Origin of the sequence: Actinoplanes oblitus, from assembly GCF_030252345.1 — a bacterium.
GTDB classification, from domain to species: Bacteria; Actinomycetota; Actinomycetes; order Mycobacteriales; family Micromonosporaceae; genus Actinoplanes; species Actinoplanes oblitus.
Map to the genome: position 1 here is coordinate 2,357,363 of NZ_CP126980.1, position 19,961 is coordinate 2,377,323.

The window sequence follows — 19,961 nt, forward strand, 5'->3', positions numbered from 1 at the left end:
TCGTCCGGGGGGACGGCGGCGGTGAAGGGGTTCCCGCTCACCGTGACGCGCCGGGGCGGCTTCGCCGGCGTCGACGACAGCGTCCGGATCGCTGCCGACGGTTCGGCGGTCGTGACACATCGGGGGCGGCCGCCGGTGCGGACCGCCGTGTCCGCGGCCACCATGGCGGAGCTGCGCCAACTGCTGGCCGGGCCGGCGTCCACCGGCCGGGGGACGTCGTCGGTGTCCCCCGCGGTGTGCGCCGACGGCTACGAGTACGAGATCGTCACCGGGTCGGCGACCACCGCGGTGCACGGCTGCGACACCGCACACGCGATCGCCCAGAACCCGGTGCTGACCCTGGTCGCGGGCCTGTTCGAAGGCTGAGGTCCGGGCAACGCCGTCGGCGGGCCACCGGTGCGCAACCGGTGGCCCGCCGACGTCCGTCAGCGTCCCCGGATCGCCTCGATGATCCGCGGCCGCAGCTCGGCCGCCTTGATCACCGCGTCCACCGAGCCGACCTCGACGGCCCGCTGGATGCTGTGCACCCTGTCGAACTCGGCAGCCACCTCACCGAGTTTCTCGGCCCGCACCGCCGAGCGCAGCTCGTCCAGCTCGGCCGCGAGCGCGCTCCGATCAGCGCCGGTGGCCGCCGAGACGCGGGCCTGCAGCGCGGTCACCCGCGGGTCGGCGGCGGTCCGGGCGTTCACGTCGCCGGTGAAGACGACAGCGGCGGCCGGGGCGCCACCCAGCACCGAGGCGAACGAGCCCTCCAGGGCCAGCACCGTCATGTTCGGGTTCAGCGCCTTGGAGAAGACGACGAACGCGCCACCGTGGTACCGGGAGATCACGGTGAACACGATCGGGCCCTGGAAGTTGACGATCGCCCGGCCGATCTCCGCGCCGTACTCCAGCTGGAGCTTGCGCATCGACTCGGGGGAGCCGTCGAAGCCGGACAGGTTGGCGAGCACCACCAGGGGCCGGTTGCCGCTGGCCGTGTTGATCGCCCGGGCCGCCTTCTTCGACGAGCGGGGGAACAGGGTGCCGGCCGTGTAGGTGTCCGGGCCGTCGGTGGGCGGGAAGCCGCGCCGGGGCACCGAGCGGGACTCGATGCCGAGCAGGCAGACCGGCATGCCGCCCAGGTGCGCGTCCTGCACCACGGCGGTCTCCGCGTCGGCCATCCCGGCCCAGCGCTCCAGCACCGGGTGGTCCTGGTCGGCGAGGGCGCGCATCACCGTCCGGATGTCGAACGGCTTCTTGCGGTCCGGGTTGGCGGTCGCCGAGAAGATCTCCCCGACCGTGGTGAAGTCGCTGCCGTCGATCACGTGCGGGAAGTCCGAGATGTCCCGGTCGATCGGGTCGGACGTGGGCACCGGCCGCGGCCCGGCCTCGCCCGGCACCACGTAGGTGTGGTCGTAGTGCGACATCAGCACGTCCCGGGCGGCCAGCAGGTTCGACGCCCAGTACTGCGCCTGCCCGTTCGGGCCCATCACCCGGTCGTAGCCGCCGATGCCGAAGTTGTCCTCGGCCGACACGCCGCCGGAGAAGTCCAGCGACTGCTTGCCGGTCAGCACCATCGCCGACTCCGGCGTCATGACCAGGATGCCCTTGGTGTGCATCAGCATCGTGGCCTCGGCGTTCCAGTACGGCTGGGCGCCCACGTTGATCCCCGCGACCACGATGTTGATCTCGCCGCCGGCCTGGGTGAACTCGACGATCCGCTTGAGCGCGGCGGCCACCCAGTCCATGTTCTCGGTGCCGGAGGTCATCGAGATCCGGGCGCCCGAGGAGAGCGCGTACCACTCCAGCGGCACCCGCAGCGACGTGGCGAGGTCGAGGGCGGCGATCACCCGGCGGCACTCCGGCTCGGAGAGCGCGCCGAGCGACTTGGTCGGGTCGCCCAGCAGCACCACCCGGGTGATGCCCTCCGGGTGCCGGGACGTGACGGTCCGGACCACGCCGGCGACCAGCGCTGACGTGTTCTTGCCCTTGGGCCGCTCGACCGGGACGAGCTGGTGCCGCTCGTCCAGGTCGTGCTCGGTGAACGAGCCGAGGAACTCGACCAGCTCGTACGGATAGACGGTGTTCCGGCTGCTGGCCCGCAGCACCTTCTGCCGGTAGCCGTCGAGCGGCTCGACCGGGTCGTTGCTCGGCTTGCCGAGGATCAGGTCGGTCCCGCCGGTGGCGCTGAACGTGATCCGCACGTTCACCTTGACCAGCTCGCCGGTGGCCTCGTCGCGGCGCCGGGCGATGAACAGGATCTCCTCCAGGCCGGCGCCGGCGGTGGTCGGCGACACCCGCCGGGCGATCATCTCCATCTCGGCGTGGGTGAGGCCCAGTTCCGGCCACACGTAGATGACGATCCGGTTGGTGTTGAACCGCTTGTCCGAGGGCCGCCGGGACTGCGCCCGCCGGATGCCGTCCAGGCAGGTGCTGATGGTGTCCTCGGTGGTCGGCAGGGCGACCAGCCGGCCGTCCTGCTCGCGCAGCTCGGTCAGGTCCCGGATCTGGGCGAACGCGACGAGCCGGTCGTCGGCCGGGTTCTCCCGGGCGACGCACTGGAAGAGGTAGATCTCCTCGTCGGCCGAGGGCAGCCGGGTCAGGTCGAACTTGCGCAGGCGTTCCAGCTGCATGCGCTGCGCGATGTACGGGTGCAGCCCCCGGATCAGCCGCTCCTCCTCCATCCCGGTGGTGGACGGCCGGAACGTGAAGTGATGGTGCATGACCGCGCCGCTGCGCCCGGCGACCGTGGCGGTCAGCCGGCGCACCTGGCCGGGCAGCGGATGCGCGCTGATCACCTCGTGCAGCGCGACGGCCATCTCCTCCGGGTCGGCCGGCTGGCCCTCCCAGGAGAGGTAGATGTCCGCGTCGACGGCACCGTCACCGGCGGCCAGCAGCGCCAGCCCGTCCAGGGCGCCGCCCAGTTTCTCGAAGCTCTCCGCCGCCGAGACCAGGCGGGAGTCCGCCCGCTCCGCGACGACGAAGGAGACGTTCCCCGACGTGACGGAACGGACCCCGCTGAGTCCCTTGTTGCCGTAGTAGCGCCGGGTGAGGACCTCCAGCAGGACGGAATTGTCCAGGTTGTGGCGGACCAGACGCTGGCCGAGGAGCCGGACCAGGGGCTCCGTGCTGCGCACCATCGACGCGATCCGGTCGGCGCGATCCGGCGACTGCGGGAACTCGTCCAGGTGCCGCAGGTGCTTGCGGATCTCCGCGTACACCCGGGCCCGGTTGCGGCGCAGCAGCGGCTGGCCGAACCACTTGAACACCACGCCCCGGGCCAGGTCGGCGACCGCCGGGAAACGCACCTGCGTCGCGGCGACCAGCCGCTCCAGGGCGAGACCGGCCGGCTCGTGCAGGGTGGCGTCCGGCGGCGGCTCCTGCAGCCAGGAACGCAGCAGCGCGGCGACCGCGGCGGCGTCGACGGTGGCGCGCTGCTGGGCCAGGAAGATCCGGAAGACCGCGGCCTCCAGGTCCGGGGTGCGCGAAAGGTCCGTGACGCCGTAGTGGCCGAGGGCCTTGGCCAGCTTGGTCTGGAACGACTGCGGCAGGCCGGCCCGCTCCACGTCCAGGCTCTGCAGGTAGGTGTGGAAGAACTCCCGGGCGCTGTGCACGTGGGTGTCGCCCGGCTCCTCGCCGGCCGGCCGGTTGCGGCTCAGCTCGGCCAGGTCGGCGAAGACCTCGATCAGTTCGATCTCGCGGTCCAGCGGCCGCGGGCCCGTCTCGATCGCGGCGGCGCGGGCGGTCAGGTAGTCGTCGAGGACCCGGCGCTCGTCGTGCGGGTCGACGTCGAAGCCGAGCAGCAGGCTGCGCAGGTCCTCCTGGCCGCGGGCGGCGCGCTGCCCGGCGGGCAGCCCGTCCGGCGCCACGGGCAGGTCGATCGGGGCGACGGTGGTGGCCGCCGCCTCCTGCGCGTCGTCGCCGCCGACCGGCTCCAGGCGCAGCAGCGCGGCCCCGGCGTCCACCTTGCTGCCGACCGCGACCAGCACCTCCTTGACCCGGGCCCGGAACGGCGCGCGCAGCACCGCCTCCATCTTCATGGCCTCCAGGACGAGCACCGGCGCACCGGCCTCGACCTCGGCGCCGGGCTCCAGGGGAGTGGCCACCACCAGGGCCGGCATCGGGGAGCGCAGCACGCCGCCCTCGTCCCGGCTGATCCGGTGGGTGACGCCGTCCACCTCGACCAGGGTGATCGCGCCGTGCGTGCCGGTGAGCAACCGGTGCCGCACGCCGTTGACCACGATCCGGCCGCTGTGCTCGTCGAAGCGCTCCAGGGTGACGTCGGCCAGGCGTACGTCCTCGCCGGCCTCGACGCCGACCCGGAACCGGTGCGCGCCGACCCGGGCCACCCGCACCCGGTACGTCGACCCGCGCAGCTTCAGGTCGAGCGGCGCCCCGCTCTCGTGCCGCACCTGCGGCCGCCCGCCGAACGCGGTGGAGAGCAGGCGCTGCTGCTCGACGTGCTCCTCGTCCTCGTACGCCTCGATCGCGGCCGCCGCGAGCGCGACGCCCGAGTGCCTGTCGGAGACCAGCCGGCCCTCGCCGCGCACCCGGTCGATCCAGCCGGTGTCGGCGCTGCCGTCGATCACCTCGGGCTGGTCGAGCAGGTCGAGCACGAAGCTCTTGTTGGTGGCGCCGCCCTGGATCACGACGGTGGTCTCGGACATGGCGCGGCGCAGCCGGCCGAGCGCCTCGTCCCGGTCCTTCCCGTACGCGATCACCTTGGCGATCATCGAGTCGAAGTCGCCGGGGATGCTGTCGCCCTCGCTCACCCCGGTGTCCACCCGGATGCCCGGGCCGGCCGGGAACTCCAGCCGGACGATCTTGCCGGGGGAGGGTGCGAAGTCGCGGTCCGGGTCCTCGGCGTTGAGCCGGGCCTCGATGGCGTGCCCGCGCTCGACCGGTCGCTCACCCTCCAGGCGGTTGCCCGCGGCGACGTGCAGCTGCAGCTTGACCAGGTCGGTCCCGGTCACGTACTCGGTGATCGGGTGCTCGACCTGCAGGCGGGTGTTCACCTCGAGGAAGGCCAGCAGGTCCTCGCCCGGGTGGTAGAGGAACTCGACGGTGGCGGCGCCGCGGTAGCCGACGGCGACGGCGAGCCGCTCGGCGGACGCCTTCAGCTCGGCCGCCCGCTCCGCCGGCATCACCGGGGACGCGGACTCCTCGATGACCTTCTGGTTGCGCCGCTGCACCGAGCAGTCGCGCACGCCGATCGCCCACGCGGTGCCCTGACCGTCCGCGATGACCTGCACCTCGACGTGCCGGGCGCCGGTGACCAGGCGCTCCAGGAACACGATGCCGCTGCCGAACGCCCGGGCCGCCTCCTGGCTGGTCCGCTCGTAGGCGTCGGCGAGCTCCTCGGCGGAGGCGACCTTGCGGATGCCGCGCCCGCCACCACCGGCGGTCGCCTTGAGCATCAGCGGGTAGCCGATCCGCTCGGCCGCCTCGAGCGCGGCCTCCAGGGTCTCCACCGGTCCGCGGCTCCACGCCGCGACCGGGACCCCGACCTCCTCGGCGATCAGCTTCGAGCCGATCTTGTCGCCGAGCTTGCGCATGGCGTCCGCGCCGGGACCGATGAACGTGATCCCGATCCGGTCGCACAGCTCGGCGAACGCCGGGTCCTCGGCGACGAAGCCCCAGCCGACCCAGGCGGCGTCCGCGCCGGTGGCGACCAGCGCGTGCTCCAGACCCTTCAGGTCCAGGTACGGCCGGGACGCGGCGGGACCCAGGTCGTACGCGATGTCTGCCTCGCGGACGAAGGTGGCGGTCCGGTCGACGTCGGTGTACAGCGCGACGGTCTCGATCCGCGCGCCGGTCTCCGCGGCGAGTTCCCGGACGGCGTGAATGAGCCGCATCGCGGCCTCACCACGGTTGACGATGGCGATTCGTTTGAACACCCGATCGAGCCCTTACCTCGGCAAAAACCTTCGCCAGGAGACTACAGGTGGTAAAGCCGGATGACGGGTAACCGCCCTGCTCCGAATGCGTCCCGGGGTTACTCGCGGGTATTACTGAACAGTAATTCGGCCTGGCCCGCCGGGTGCGGCGGACCAGGCCGGGAGATCAACGTGAGTAGATCTCCAACTCATATAGTGAGATGCCGTAATCGGTGGCCCGGGTCTGCCCGGTGAGCCGCACGTAGCGGGCGTCGGCCGGCGTCAGCACGGTGTTGTCCACGCCGCCGTTTCCTCCGGTCACGGCCGCTGCCTGGGTCCAGGTGGTGCCGTCGGCCGAGGTCTCGATCCGGTACGCCGACGGGTAGGCCGATTCCCACGAAGTGACCACCCGGGCAACCCGCGTGACGGCGCCCAGGTCCACCCGGATCCACTGGTTGTCCGACCACGAACTGGCCCACCGGCTGCCCGGTTTGCCGTCGATCGCGTTGCTCGCCGGAAATCCGAGTTGTGTGCTCGACGCGCTCGCACTCTTCCCGCTCGCCAGATTGCTCACCGGGTCGCCCCGCTTCGCGGGAAAGGACACCACTTGCTGGTACGTCGGCCGGTTCTGCCATCCGATCAGGTCGTGGGTGATCCCGCCGAGCGGCGATTGCAGGATCGCGTCGGCGCACCACTGATCGCCCGCCGAGCAGTGCTCGTCACCGGGGTAGGTGGTGGCCGCCGGCTCGGCCAGGGCCGCGCCGAGGCTGCTCAGCAGCGCGCTCCGGCAGGCGCCGACCGCCCCGCCGCCGCAGTACTTGGTGGACCAGTTCGGCACCGTGTCGCCGAGCACCGCGCGCAGGTCCTTGTCCACCCAGCTCCACCAGCCGTACTGGAAGGCCGATCCCTTGTGCGCCTGTGACTCGTTGGCCGACGTGGGCAGGCCGGAGACCGGGCCGGTCTGGCCACCGGACGGCGACTCGTTGATCTGCAGCGCGTCGACCAGGGCGTCGAACAGCCCACTGCCCAGCCCGGCGGAGAACTGCGCCTGCACCAGCTTCGGCCACCAGGCGTCGAAGATCCGGATGGCGTCCGCGTCGGCGTACGTCTTGCTGCCGGCCGCCGTCTCCTTGCGCAGCGCGCCGCCGGTGAGCCAGGCGCGCAGCTTGGCCACCGCGGCGGCCTGGGTCGCGTCGGTGACCGGTGCGGTGTCGATCACCCGGAGCAGCACCGGCAGCACCTGCTTGCCGCGCAGGTCGGTCAGCCCGGCCTGCTCGACCAGCTTGAGCAGCGACGCCCTGTCGTACTTGGTGCCGGCCGCTATCCCGGCCGCCAGTGGCGCGTCCAGCAGGTCGCCGCGGTGCACGGAGCCGAAGCTGAAGTTGCCGTCCGCCGCCGAGAAGTCCTTGGCCTGCTTGTTGTTCCAGCTGATGAAGTAGTCCTGGTTCACCGCCTGCGGATGGACCGGGTTGCCGTTCCAGCTGAGCCACTCGTTGGCCGCGTCACCCCAGGCCGGCAGGTTCGGGTCCACGGTGGCCGGCCGGGCCGGCTGGGCACCGGAGGTGTACATCGCGTTCTGCGTGGAGTTGACGTAGAACCAGTTGAACGCGAACGGGATGTGCGAGGCGGCGTCGGTGAACGCCGCCGCGGTGCCCATCTGCTCCGGCTCGTTGAACATCTGGAAGCCGATCGCCGAGTCGGCCTCGTGCCGGTACGTCGACCGCAGCCCGGTGAACGCCACCGGCACCCCGCCCACCGTGCCCCGCCAGGTCACCAGCCCGTACCTGGTGCGCTGCACGGTGAGCCGGTAGGAGCCGGCCGCCGTGGAGTCGGCGACGGTCGGCTTCCAGGCGTTGGTCCGGGTCAGGTTCTCCATCGCCGTGCACGTCCCGTGGTACAGGTACGACGTGGACGCCGTGGTCGGCGCGCTGCCGTCGGCGTTGCAGAGCCGCACCGCGTACGTGTCGGTGATGTCCTGGATGGAGGACGTGGCGCTCCACGCGTAGTCCGGCCCGCGGCCCAGCAGCGTGTAGAGGTTCAAGCCGCTGAACGCGACACCCCGGCTGCTGATCCCCGGGCCCTGCAGCTCCTGGAGCATCAGCAGCTGCGGGGCGAAGTAACCGGTCTGCGGGCCGAAGACGGCGACCGGGTGCCCGGTGGCCGAGTTCGCCGCCGACACCACGGCGGCGTTCGACATGCCCCGGCTGGCGCTGTCGATGGTCAGCGTGCCGAGCGACTTCGCGATCGCGCTGGTGCCGGACACGCCGGTGGAGGCGGAGCCGGTCCGGTCGAAGACGATCTCCTGCGGGACGGCGCTGCCGGCGTCCGGCATGGCGACGCCGGCCGCGTCCGGGTTCCCCGCGCCGTACGGGAAACTCTGCCCGTTGTGCAGGGTCAGCACCGTCTCCGGGTCGTTCTGCGACCGGAACTGCTGCCACACCCGGTCGCCGGCGGCGGTGCCGTACTTCGCCCGGGCCGCGACCCGGACCAGCGCGGACTGCATCTCGTTGCCGCCGCCCCCGCCGAACAGGCCACCGATCACGCCGGCCGTCGCGATCAGGTCGGTGGGCACGAAGTGCTCCGGGCCGCCGGCGTTGGTGATCGCGTCCAGGTGCCCGGTCAGCACGTACTCGCCGGGGCAGTCCCGGGCGCCCATGCAGTCGTCGATGTACTTGTTGATGCCGGCCAGGTACTGCAGGACGTCGTCGTAGAGCTGCGCGCCCCGGGTGCCGGCGCCGCGCAGCGCGTCGAGCTGCGCCTGCAGGTCGGCCTCGGTGTACGGCGAGTTGCGCCAGACGCTCTGCTCCAGCTCCCGGTTGCCCGCGGCGCCACCGGCGAACGAGGTGAGCGAGCCCCGCGCCACGTGCCGCATCAGGTCCATCAGGAACAGCCGGTCCTGCGCCCCGGCGTAACCGGCGCCGAACATCGTCCCGGCCCGGGTGGTGCCGGTGACGTGCGGAATGCCGAGCGACCTGTCCCGCACGATCGTCACGTCCGCGCGCGGCGAGACCGTGCTGGCCACGTTGTTCGAGGCCACCCCGTAGGAGGAGTCGTTGAAGAAGGAGTTGATCTGCGCGGGGGTCAGCCCGGTGTAGTTGTACGCCAGGTTCGCGTACGGGCGGAGCTGGTCGTCGGCGTGCGGCGGCATGGTGCCGAGCACCTGGTGCGCCAGGATCTGCGCGAGATCGGCGTCCCCGTTCTGCCCGGGCGGCAGGATGTCGGAGCACTCGCCGAGGCAGTAGTCGTTGGTCGCGAACGCCGCGGTTGCCGGCTGTTCGCTCACCTGGACCAGGACTGCCGTGGTCAGCAGGGAGACGGAGAGGGCAGCGGTGAGCTGCGAAAAGCGTCGGCGCATGGACGGTCCCTTCGGGGTCACGCTCGAACGCGAAAATCGTTCATAGATGTTAAAACGTCGATGGATGGCGGCGCCAGAGCGAACGGCACGAAGCAGTCCCCCAATCGGGGGCGTTACCCGCACGGGGTGTTGACCGGGCGTTGACGAACGCCAATCCTGGGCGGCGGTCACGGAACGGCTTCGAACCACCACCAGGGGGTACCGGCGATGCGGCGCACCACCCGGCGCGACCACACCATCCGCGGGCGCGTCGTACGCATGCTGGCCCTGCCGCTGGCGGCCATGCTCACGCTGCTCGCCGTCATCTACGGCAACGAGATCTCCCGCTACCGCGACGCGTCCGCCGCCGAACGCCGGATCACCCAGATCCTGGCGCTGCAGGGCCTGATCCAGGAGCTGCAGAGCGAGCGCGGCCTGACCGTGGCGGTACTCGGCGGGAACACCGCCTTCCGGGACCGGATCGCCCCGGCGCGGCAGCGGGTGGACGCCAAGCGCACCGAGCTGACCTCCGCGCTCGGCGGAGCCAGCGACCAGCTGGCCGGCCTCGCCCGGATCCGGGCCGCCGCCGACACCGGCGACGGCGAGCGGGACGACACCTTCGACTTCTACACCGGGGTGATCGAGCACCTGATGGACGACACCCGGCACCTGGAGATCGTCGACGACCTGGACCTGCGCCGCGGCGCCGAGTCGCTGGAGATGCTCACCGAGGTCAAGGAGTCGACAGCCCAGGAGTGGGTGTTCCTGGACGGCGTGATCACCGCCGGCGGCTTCCAGAGCGGCGAGTTCTCCGAGCTGCTCAACATCGTCGCGGCCCGGGATCTCTCGCTCGGCGAGTTCGACGAGTTCGCCGACCCGGCCGCGGCGGCCGCCAAGACCACGCTGATGAGCAGCGACGCGGCCACCCGGGCGCACGCCGTGGAACGGGCCGCGCTGCGCGCCGGCGACCGGCAGAGCCTGCTCGCCGACTCCGGCGCCTGGTGGACCGCGGTGGCCACGATGCTCGACGACATGACCGGGCTGGCCCAGCAGATCGGTACCCGCACCCTGGCCCGGGCACAGGACCTGCGCGACCGGGCCACCCTGCGGCTGGCGCTGCTCTCCGCGATCGTGCTGCTCTGCCTGGCCGGCTCCGCCTACCTGGCGATCGGCGCCACCCGCTCGCTCGCCGAGCCGCTCGCCGCGCTGGCCGGCGAGGCCGACCGGCTGGCCGGCACCCGGCTGCCGGAGGCGGTGCGCCGGGCCGCGGCCGGGGAGGAGACCGGGCCACCCGGCGAGGTGCCGGTGGCCCGCGGCGCGAGCGCCGAGGTGCGCCAGGTCGCCGCCGCCTTCGACCGGGTGCAGACCACCGCGTACGCCCTCGCCACCGAACAGGCGCGGCTGCGGCGCACCACCGCCGAGTCGCTGGCCGACCTGGGCCGCCGCAACCAGAACCTGCTGCGCCGCCAGCTCGGCTTCATCACCCGCCTGGAACGTGAGGAGTCCACCCCGGGCGGCCTGGCCAACCTGTTCGAGCTGGACCACCTGGCCACCCGGATGCGGCGCAACGCGGAGAGCCTGCTGGTCCTGGTCGGCGCGGCCAGTCCCCGGCAGTGGCCGGAGCCGCTGCCGCTGGCCGATGTGATCCGGGCCGCGGTGTCCGAGGTGGAGGAGTACCGGCGGGTGGTGCTGCGCCGGCTCGACGACGCCATGGTGCAGGGCGCCGTCGCCAGCGGCCTGGCCCACATGCTCGCCGAACTGATCGAGAACGGACTCACCTTCTCCCCGCCGGACCTGGAGGTGGAGATCCACGGGCGGCGGATCGGGGACGGCTACCTGATCGCCGTCTGCGACCAGGGCGTCGGGATGAGCGACGACGACCTGAACCGGGCCAACGAGCGACTGCGCGGCGAGGGCGACTTCATGGTCGGGCCGGCCCGGTTCCTCGGGCACTACGTGGTCGGCCGGCTGGCCGCCGAGATGCGGGCCGGGGTGCGGCTCACCCCGTCCCCGGTGACCGGGGTGACCGCCCGGATCAGCCTGCCCGCCGAGCTGCTGGCCGAACCGGCCGAGATGGCGACGGACCCGGACCCGGCCCTGGAGCCGGCGCCGCTGGAGCAGCCGCGCACGGCGGATCCGGTGCGGATCCGGCCGCGGGCGCTGGAGGTCGACTACGTGGTGGTCACCGAACGCCCGGCGATCACGGCGCTGGACGTCGACCGTACCGCGAATGGTCTGCGAAAACGCATCCCCCGGGCGCGCCGGGCGGACCGTGGGCCGGTGCCCGCCGCGCGTGCCTCGCACGCCTCCAACGGCTCGCATGCCCCCAACGGCTCGCACGGTTCCAACGGCTCGCACGGTTCCAACGGCTCGCACGGTTCGCAGGGCGCGCACGCCTCGCGCGCTTCGCAGGATGAGCCCGCTGTCGCGGTGAGCGACGCCCCCGGCGCGGTCCGGGACCGGCTCACCGCCCTGCGCGCCGGCATCGAGCGGGGCTCCCGCCCCGCCGCCGCCACCTCGTTCGGCGATCCCGCCCCGACCGCTCCCTCCTTCGGCGATCCCGCCCTGACCGCCCCCTCCGAGGAGACCAGATGACCGTGGAAGCACCCGCCGACCGGCACCAGTTCAACTGGATGCTCGGCAACTTCGTCCATCAGACCGACGGGGTGCGCGACGCCGTCGCCGTCTCCTCGGACGGGTTGCTGATCGCCGGCTCGGACGGGCTGAGCCGCGCCGAGGCGGACCAGCTGGCCGCGATCGTCTCCAGCATGGCCAGCCTGGCCCGCACCGCGTCGCGCCGCTACGACTTCGACGGCCTGAAGCTCGTCATGATCGAGATGCGGCGCGGCTTCCTGGTGATCTCGGTGATCCCGGGCGGCAGCTGCCTCGGCGTGGTGGCCGGCGGGGACAGCGACCTGGGCCTGGTCGGCTACGAGATCTCCCGGCTCGCCGAGCGGTTCGGTGACCTGCTCACGCCCGCGTTGATCGCCCAATCCCGGCAGACCCTGCCGCGATGAGCGAGCTCGCGAGCGGATCGGCCGACTCGGTCGTCGGTTCGGGGCGGCACCGGAGCGCGGCGGAGGTGGTGACATGAACCCCGAGGACGGCCCGATGGTCCGGCCCTTCATGGTCACCGGCGGCCGCACCGAGCCGATGCACGACGGCCTGCGGATCGAGACACAGCTCTACGCCACCCCGGCCGCGCTCTCCGCGCCGCTGCGCTTCGAGGCCCGGCGGATCGTCGAGAGGTGTCAGTCGCCGCGATCGACAGCGGACCTCGCGTCAGTGCTCGGCCTGCCGCTGGGTGTCGTCCGGGTGATCGTCGCCGACCTGATCACCGATGGCTTGGTGCTCGTGGACCAGACGCCGGGCGAGCTGTCCACCACACTGATCGAGAGGATCCGGGATCGTGTTCGGGCGCTCTGAAACGGTCGCCGCCGCGCCGCCGGTGGCCGTCAAAATCGTCATCAGCGGCGGCTTCGGTGTCGGCAAGACCACCTTCGTCGGCGCGGTCTCCGAGATCGAGCCGCTGGTCACCGAGGCCGAGCTGACCGAGAAGTCGATAGGCGTCGACGACACGTCGGCGGTGGCCCAGAAGACCACCACCACCGTCGCCCTCGACTTCGGCCGGATCACCCTCGACGAGGCGCTGCTGCTCTACCTGTTCGGCACCCCCGGCCAGGACCGCTTCGCCTTCCTCTGGGACGACCTGGTGGACGGCGCGCTCGGCGCCATCGTGCTGGTCGACACCCGGCGGATCGAGGACTGCTTCCCGGCCATCGACTACTTCGAGGACCACGACATCCCGTTCATCATCGGCGTCAACACCTTCGACGGCGCCCGCCGCTTCGACCACGCCGAGATCCGCGAGGCGCTGGGCCTGACCGCCGAGCTGCCGATGGTCGAATGCGACGCCCGCCGCCGGGAGTCCGTCAAGACGGTCCTGGTCACCCTGACCGAGCGGGTTCTGGCCCGCCGCCTGGAACGGGCCACCTCCGTCTGACGGCAGGCAGCGTCCGCCGTCGTCACGGCCCCGTTCCCGGACGGCAGCGGCTCCGCGCGGATGCGCTCAGGCGGTAATCTCGCACCCGATGCTGCCGCCGACCGTGCTCGCCGTGCTGGCCGAGCTGGCGCCGGCAGCGGCCGAGCGGACCCTGGACGTGACGCGCGGGTCGCAACCGCTGGTCTGGCTGGAGACCGCGGAGAAGGCGCCGCGGCAGGCCGCTGTCGACCGGCTCGCCGCGCTCGACGCGTTGCATCGGGACGAGCGGATCCTGCACCGCGGCTGGGGTTTCCTGGCCGGTCGGGCCGAGGTCGACGGCAAGCCCCGCAAGATCCGGGTGCCGCTGCTCAGCCAGCCGGTGCGGCTGGAGCGCTCGCTGCTGGCCTACCGGGTCGTCCCGGCCGGCGACGTCGAGGTGACCCCGCTGGTCGCGGACCGCGAGCTGGCCGCCGCGCTGGAGGACGCGCCGGGCCTGGCCGCACCCGGCTGGCTGGAGGCGCTCGGCAGCCGGGCCTGGTTGCGATCGGTCACCGATGCCACCGGTTTCACCGTCGACGCGGTGCTCGGCCCGTCCGCTCCGGGACCCCGGATCCCCGGCGACGGCCTGGTCCTGGTCGCCGCCGCGGCGCTGTTCGTGGTTCGCGACGTCTTCGGCGTCGGCCTCGCCGACAGCCTGCGCAGCTGGGCCGCCCGCGACCTGTCCGGCACCGCGTTGGCAGCGGTCTACGGCGGCACCGGGACCGGTCCGGCGACCGGCGATGCCGAGGCACCCGCGGGGTCCGGGGTGGACGACACCGAAACGGACACCGGCGCCGGCGACGACCCGGTCCTCTCGCCCCTGCCGCTGACCGCACCGCAGCGCCGGGTCGTCCGGCGCGCCCGCACCGCCCCGATCACCGTCGTCTCCGGCCCGCCCGGCAGCGGCAAGAGCCACACCGTCGTGGCCGCCGCCCTGGAGGTGGTCGACAGGGGCGGATCGGTGCTGGTGGCGACCCAGTCGCCGCACGCCGCCGAGGTGCTGGCCGGTCTGCTGGCCCGCTATCCGGGCCCGCCTCCGGTGCTGTTCGGCGACCCGGCGGGCCGCGCCGGCCTGGAGGCCGAGCTGACCGCCGGCGCCGATCGGGGTGTCCCGGCATCGCTGATCCGTTCCGGTCGCGCTCGCGTTCAGGCGGCAGCGCTTTCGGTACGCGCGCAGCGCACCGCCCTGACCCGGGCGCTGGACCTGGAGCAGCGTGCCGCCGCCCTCCCCGGCTACCAGCCCCTGCTGCCCGGGCTCGCCACCGCCGTCCCGGGCGCCTTCGACGACGGCGTGGACCTCGACGAGGTGCGCGCGCTGCTGGCTGCCGAGCCGGGTGACGGCTGGTGGGCCCGGCGCCGGGCGCGAGCCGCTCGGCGCCGGGCGTTCCGCCTGCTGCGAGCGGCTCCCGGCGTACCGGAAGCGCCTGATCCCGCAGTCGAGCGGACCGTGCGGGAAGCGCTCGCCGCGGCCACCGCGCAGTGGGCCGCCGCCCACCTCGCCGCGACCGGCGGCACCGACCTGGCCGCCGCCTGGTCCGCCCTGCACGACGCCGAGCGGGAGTTGCGCGAGGCGGTCGGCCGGGCGATGCACGACGCGGCGCGGGGCGCGGACCGCTGGGACCGGGATGCCCGGCGGGCGGCCGGCGCCCTGGCCGCCGCCCTGCGCGCCGGGCGCAACCGCCGCCGCGAGCTGCTCGCCCGGATGGCCGCCGCCCCGCTGGTCCGCGCGCTGCCGCTGTGGATCGGCACGGTCGCCGACGTCGAGGACCTGCTGCCGCCCGAGCCCGGCCTGTTCGACCTGGTGGTGATCGACGAGGCGTCGCATGTGGACCAGATCCGGGCGGCGCCGGTGCTGGCCCGCGCCCGCCGCGCGCTGATCGTCGGCGACCCGCGGCAGCTGCGGTTCGTGTCGTTCGTCAGCGACGTCGACGTCACCCAGGTGCTGGACCGGCACGGCGCCGACGAACGGCTCGACGTGCGCCGGATGAGCTGCTACGACCTGGCCGCCGGTGCCGCCCCGGTCACCTGGCTGGCCGAGCATCACCGCAGCGTGCCGCACCTGATCGACTTCCCGGCGCGGCGGTTCTACGGGGGCCGGGTGTCGGTGCTGACCCGCACCCCGCAGGCCGACGCGACAGACGCCGTCGACGTGCGGCACGTGGCGGCGGCCGCGCTGGTCAAGGGCGTCAACGAGGCCGAGGTGGCGGCCGCGCTGGCGGTGGTCGAGGAGCTGGCCGCGGCCGGGCACCGGGGGATCGGGGTGATCAGCCCGTTCCGCGCGCAGGCCGAGGCGCTGGAGGCCGCGCTGGTCACAGCGTTCCCGGCGGAACGGATCGAGGAGCTGCGGCTGCGCGTCGGCACGGTGCACGCCTTCCAGGGCAGCGAGGCCGACGCGGTGGTGGTCTCGCTGGGCCTGGTCGACGGCGACTCGCCGAGCCGGCGGCGGTTCGTCACCGATCCGCGCCTGTTCAACGTGATGGTCACCCGGGCCCGCCGGCGCCTGGTGGTGCTCACCTCGCTGACCGCACCGGGTGGCCTGATCGGCGACTACCTGGCCCACGCCGAGGGGCCGCGCGCCGCCGAACCGGGTCCCGAGCCGGCCGGCTGGGCCGCGGAGGTCGCCGCCGAGCTGGACCGGCTCGAGGTGCCGGTGCGGCCGGGCTACCGGGTCGGGCCGTGGACCATCGACCTGTGCGCCGGCCCGGTCGGCGTGTTCTGCGCGGTGCACCCGGACGGGCCGGCCGCGCACCTGGAGCGGCAGGGCGCGTTGCACCGCGCCGGCTGGCGGCTGATCGACGCTTTTCCGAGCCGCTGGCAGGGCGATCCGCGCCGGGCCGCCCTGGAGATCGCCGGTGTGGTGGCCGGTCGGATCTGGGACATCGGGTTCAGCGAGGCGGCGGGCGGCGGCACGATGTCGGGGAAGGCGCCGCGAGCCGATCGCGCCCGGCGCACACCAGGTACCTGACGCCCGTTCGGGCACACCCTTCATCGCGCTCATCGGCGCTCCGCTCGCGCGCTCATCGGCGCTTTGCACATCTGTCCGGGGAGGACCAGATGGCGAACATCTTCACGCAGAACACCAGTTCGTTGTCCAGCTTCATCCGTAGCGAGGTCGAGTTCGGCGGCCCGGTCGCGAACGGCGCCCGCGGCACCGCGGTGCGCCGCGTCCAGGAATGGCTCACGCTGCACGACCACGGCGTGGTGGTGGACGGGATCTTCGGCCCGGCGACCGGCCGGGCGGTCGCCGCGTTCCAGTCCGACCAGGGCCTGGCCGCCACCAGCACCGTCGACCAGCAGACCTTCGACAAGCTGGTGGCACCCATGGTCGGCGTGCTCAAGCAGCGGGTCACCCGGTCCGTACCGCTCGCCGAGGCCGTCGTCGAGTACGCCAGGGCCCACCTCGAACCGCACCCGCGCGAGGTCGGCGGCCCGAACAGCGGCCCGTGGGTGCGTCTCTACATGAGCGGCCGGGAGGGCGAGGCGTTCGCCTGGTGCGCCGGGTTCGTCACCTTCCTGCTCGACCAGGCCGCGCAGTCGCTGGGTGCCGGCAAGCCGATCACCGGCTCGGTGTCCTGCGACACCCTCGCGGCGCAGGCCTCCCAGGCCGGGGTGTTCCTGGCCGGCGGCGAGGCGGCCGGCAAGCTCACCCCGGGCAGCATCTTCCTGGTCCGCCGGGTGCCGGGCGACTGGACGCACACCGGCGTCGTCACCGAGGTGCACGACAACACCATCGACACGATCGAGGGCAACACCAACGACGCCGGTCAGCGGGAGGGCTACGAGGTCTGCGCCCGGACCCGGTCGTACGACGACAAAGACTTCATTCTGATCTGAGGGAGGCACACCATGCCGGACGTCTTCAAGATTCTGCGAGACCTGGAGATGAAGGCGGTCGGGGTCGACCCGCAGACGCAGGCGATGCAGGAGGGCTACTTCGTGGCGTTCCGCAACGTCGGTCTGCCGATCCGGACCGAGGACTACGAGAAGCCGTTCAGCCCGGTCGGCGTGAACCTGAACAAGCCGGTCGCGGAGAAGCCGCCGGCCAGCCCGGAGAACGCCGACACGACCGCCAGCGAGCAGGCCGACACCGACGCCGAGTTGCAGGGCATCAGCCGGGCGCAGCGCAACTACATCAACACCTTCCTGCTCACCGACAAGAAGCTGCGGATGAGCAACACCTACCAGGTGATGCCGGGTTCCAGCCGGCTCTCCGACACCTGGTGGGCGATCATGACGGGCGCCAACGGGATCCCTCCGAAGACCGACATCAAGCCGGAGCTCAAGGCCGCGTACGACAAGGCCCGCGCGTTCCTGATGGACGCCGACGACAACCCGACGGCGAAGTACCAGAAGTACATGGACTACCGGGACAAGTACCGGACCGCGGTGAAGGCGTACAACCGGGCGTACAGCGCCGCGCTGACCGACCCGAAGAAGCTGGCCCGGTTCCCGAACGAGGGCAAGATCTTCCAGGACGACGTGGACTCGGCCTTCGACGAGTGGCAGGGCTTCGGGGCCAAGAGCGAGGTCGAACGGGCCCTCGCCACGCTGGCCGCGCAGGGCACCGACCCGGCGATCGCGCTGATCGCCCGGTGCAAGCGCCGGTGGGAGAACAGCCTGCTCAACTTCCCGAACATCGGCAACATCCCGTGGACGATCATGAGCCCGGAGTCCTGGTACGACGCCACCGACGACTCCGGCTGGTACGACTACAGCAGCACCGACTTCCACACCGAGAGCCACTTCAAGTCGTCGAGCACCTCGATCAAGGCGTCCGGTGGCCTGAACCTGGGCCTGTGGAGCGTGGGTGGCCACTTCGGCAGCGACAAGAGCCAGAGCTCGCTCAACGTGCAGACCGACAACCTGGACATCCGGTTCAAGTACTCGGTGGTCGACGTGAACCGGGTCGGCATCGACACGTCGCTGCTGTTCCTGAAGAACTGGTTCCTGTTCGGCGACTACCCGAAGAACGCCATCTCCAAGGGCACCATGGCCCAGGAGCTGCCCCAGGCCGGGCAGGAGGTGTTCCTGCCGTCGATAGTGACCAGCCTGATCGTGGTCAAGGACTTCGAGATCGGCTGGAAGAACTGGAAGCAGGACTGGGCCAACCAGTCGTCGGCCATCTCGGCGGGCGCGTCGGTCGGCTACGCCTGCTTCGCCGTCGGCGGCTCGTACGAGCACCGCAGCCAGCAGCACGACTTCGAGGCCGACGACACCGGCGAGCGGCTGAAGAGCCCCGGCATCCAGGTCGTTGGGTACGTCTCGGAGATCCTGCCGGCCGCGCCGGCGCACGACTCCTCGGAGTTCATGCAGTAATCGACTACCGGGCCGCGGGACGACCTGCCCCGCGGTCCGGTCCCGGCCGGATAGGACATCGTCGTGGGCTTGCTAACCCAATCACTGCTCAAACCGGTGCAGGACTGGATCAGAACCGAGTTCGGTACGCCACCGGGAGCGTCGGTGGTGTTCCGCTTCGACAGGTTCGGGGTCACCCTGACCGACGAGGACTTCATGCTGCCCGGCCGTCCGGAGCTGGGGTTCTCCCCGGAGATGGCGATCGAGCGCTTCTCCGACCTGGTCAACCGGGTCCCGGTCGGGGTGGACGACGGGGACGAGGACGTCACGTTCTCCGAGATCGACGTGGACACCTCGTACTTCTTCCGGCTGGTCTCGCCGTCCGAGCCGTGCCTGCCGGCCGGCCTGCCCGGGCCGGCCAAGGAACGCCGGATCGGCGCCTTCAGCACGCTCAAGGCGGAGGCGCTGAAGCTCTGGGAGACGCAGGGTCTGGCGTCGGTGACCGGGCAGATCCGCGAGTTCCGGCCGTGCACCCCGGCGCCGATCAACTGGTACGACTCGCACAGCAGCACCGGCTGGCAGCCGCGCACGTTCACCGTCGCCGGTTCCGATCAGGCCCCGGCGGCGCAGACCCTCCAGTGGCGGATGACCCCGGACGACGCGCAGATCGGCAAGGCGGTCCAGCTGCCCGCCGACGAGGTGCGCAAGATGCCGGCGTCCGACGTGTTGCGCCGGGCGGCCCGCCTGCAACGCGGTGAGCCGGCCGTCGCGCCGCAGATCGCCGCCGCACCGAACGTGCTGATGAAACCGATCCTGAAGCCGCTGCCCAGCGACCTGATCAAGGTGCCGGTCGGCGATCGGATCCTGGCCAAACGCCGGCTGCTGGAGACCGCGCCGGTCCGGGCGGCCACCACCAGCTCGCAGACCACCGTCTCGTTCGACGCCTGCCTGGTCCGGATCGACCGGCCCTGGCTGTTCTGGCCGCTCCTGATGGATGCCACCTGGGACGTCCCGGGCATCGGCAAGGGCGGTGTCACCCAGCCCGGCGGGCTCGGCGCGCTGACCTGGTTGCCGATCGGGATGCTGGCGATCCGCAACCTGCGGATCGCCGCGAACTGGTCGCCGCAGGACATCGAGGCGTCGGCCACCGCCACCAACTTCGGGCCGTTCGCCATCTCCGAGAAGATCACCGACGGCGTGCTGACCGCGTCCGGCCTGCAGATCAGCGGCTGGCAGTTCCAGCAGCTGCCGGTCCTGCCGCCGAACGACGAGCCGCCGGCCACCCCGGCGCCCACCCCGAAGAAGCAGTACACCGTGGTCAAGGGCGACACCCTGTGGGGCATCGCCCGGATGATGTACGGCGACGGCAAGAAGTGGAAGAAGATCGCCGACGCCAACCACATCGCCGACGCCAACAAGATCAAGGTCGGGCAGCGGCTGATCATCCCGTGAGGGG

General features: G+C 72.3%; 11 protein-coding genes. 9 read left to right on the forward strand and 2 right to left on the reverse strand.

Features of this window, described 5'->3' with window-relative positions; all coding sequences use genetic code 11:
- Nucleotides 1–21 precede the first annotated feature (21 nt).
- Nucleotides 22–366 (forward strand): hypothetical protein, encoded by a 345-nt coding sequence (locus Actob_RS10780; protein WP_284919935.1) that lies wholly within the window; start codon nt 22–24, stop codon nt 364–366.
- Between the two features lie 59 nt (nt 367–425).
- Here the strand turns inward: Actob_RS10780 and Actob_RS10785 are convergent, their stop codons facing one another.
- Both Actob_RS10785 and Actob_RS10790 read right to left on the reverse strand, forming a co-directional pair.
- Entirely contained in the window at nt 426–5,876 is a 5,451-nt protein-coding gene (locus Actob_RS10785) for an ATP-binding protein (RefSeq protein WP_284919936.1), read from the reverse strand.
- Nucleotides 5,877–6,042: 166 nt separating this feature from the next.
- Entirely contained in the window at nt 6,043–9,210 is a 3,168-nt protein-coding gene (locus Actob_RS10790; RefSeq protein WP_284919937.1) for a penicillin acylase family protein, read from the reverse strand.
- A 207-nt stretch (nt 9,211–9,417) separates the two neighbouring features.
- On the opposite strand from Actob_RS10790, the gene Actob_RS10795 reads away from it, so the two are divergent.
- From Actob_RS10795 to Actob_RS10830, 8 genes are all read left to right on the forward strand, one after another.
- Nucleotides 9,418–11,784: a nitrate- and nitrite sensing domain-containing protein gene (locus tag Actob_RS10795; protein WP_284919938.1), complete on the forward strand. Its 2,367-nt coding sequence runs from the start codon at nt 9,418–9,420 to the stop codon at nt 11,782–11,784.
- The gene (locus tag Actob_RS10800; RefSeq protein ID WP_284919939.1) at nt 11,781–12,206 is read left to right on the forward strand and encodes a roadblock/LC7 domain-containing protein; all 426 of its coding nucleotides are present in this window, start codon (nt 11,781–11,783) and stop codon (nt 12,204–12,206) included. Before Actob_RS10795 ends, Actob_RS10800 begins: the two co-directional genes overlap by 4 nt.
- 73 nt (nt 12,207–12,279) lie before the next feature.
- Nucleotides 12,280–12,615 carry a DUF742 domain-containing protein gene (locus Actob_RS10805; protein ID WP_284919940.1) on the forward strand — a complete coding sequence of 112 codons (336 nt, stop codon included), beginning with the start codon at nt 12,280–12,282 and terminating at the stop codon, nt 12,613–12,615.
- Nucleotides 12,596–13,192: a GTP-binding protein gene (locus tag Actob_RS10810; protein WP_284922291.1), complete on the forward strand. Its 597-nt coding sequence runs from the start codon at nt 12,596–12,598 to the stop codon at nt 13,190–13,192. Before Actob_RS10805 ends, Actob_RS10810 begins: the two co-directional genes overlap by 20 nt.
- Before the next feature lie 88 nt (nt 13,193–13,280).
- On the forward strand, nt 13,281–16,175 hold the full coding sequence (locus Actob_RS10815; protein ID WP_284919941.1) for an AAA domain-containing protein: 2,895 nt from the start codon (nt 13,281–13,283) through the stop codon (nt 16,173–16,175).
- 89 nt (nt 16,176–16,264) lie between these two features.
- On the forward strand, nt 16,265–17,044 hold the full coding sequence (locus Actob_RS10820) for a peptidoglycan-binding protein (RefSeq protein WP_284919942.1): 780 nt from the start codon (nt 16,265–16,267) through the stop codon (nt 17,042–17,044).
- 12 nt (nt 17,045–17,056) lie between these two features.
- A complete protein-coding gene (locus tag Actob_RS10825) occupies nt 17,057–18,526 on the forward strand; it encodes a hypothetical protein (protein ID WP_284919943.1) in 1,470 nt (489 codons plus the stop codon).
- 69 nt (nt 18,527–18,595) lie between these two features.
- On the forward strand, nt 18,596–19,957 hold the full coding sequence (locus Actob_RS10830; RefSeq protein ID WP_284919944.1) for a LysM peptidoglycan-binding domain-containing protein: 1,362 nt from the start codon (nt 18,596–18,598) through the stop codon (nt 19,955–19,957).
- Nucleotides 19,958–19,961: the final 4 nt, after the last annotated feature.

Coding starts and splice junctions, on each gene's coding strand:
- Actob_RS10790 (WP_284919937.1), bottom strand. CDS start 9,210: ATGCGCCGACGCTTTTCGCAGCTCACCGCTGCCCTCTCCGTCTCCCTG.
- Actob_RS10795 (WP_284919938.1), top strand. CDS start 9,418: ATGCGGCGCACCACCCGGCGCGACCACACCATCCGCGGGCGCGTCGTA.
- Actob_RS10800 (WP_284919939.1), top strand. CDS start 11,781: ATGACCGTGGAAGCACCCGCCGACCGGCACCAGTTCAACTGGATGCTC.
- Actob_RS10805 (WP_284919940.1), top strand. CDS start 12,280: ATGAACCCCGAGGACGGCCCGATGGTCCGGCCCTTCATGGTCACCGGC.
- Actob_RS10815 (WP_284919941.1), top strand. CDS start 13,281: ATGCTGCCGCCGACCGTGCTCGCCGTGCTGGCCGAGCTGGCGCCGGCA.
- Actob_RS10820 (WP_284919942.1), top strand. CDS start 16,265: ATGGCGAACATCTTCACGCAGAACACCAGTTCGTTGTCCAGCTTCATC.
- Actob_RS10825 (WP_284919943.1), top strand. CDS start 17,057: ATGCCGGACGTCTTCAAGATTCTGCGAGACCTGGAGATGAAGGCGGTC.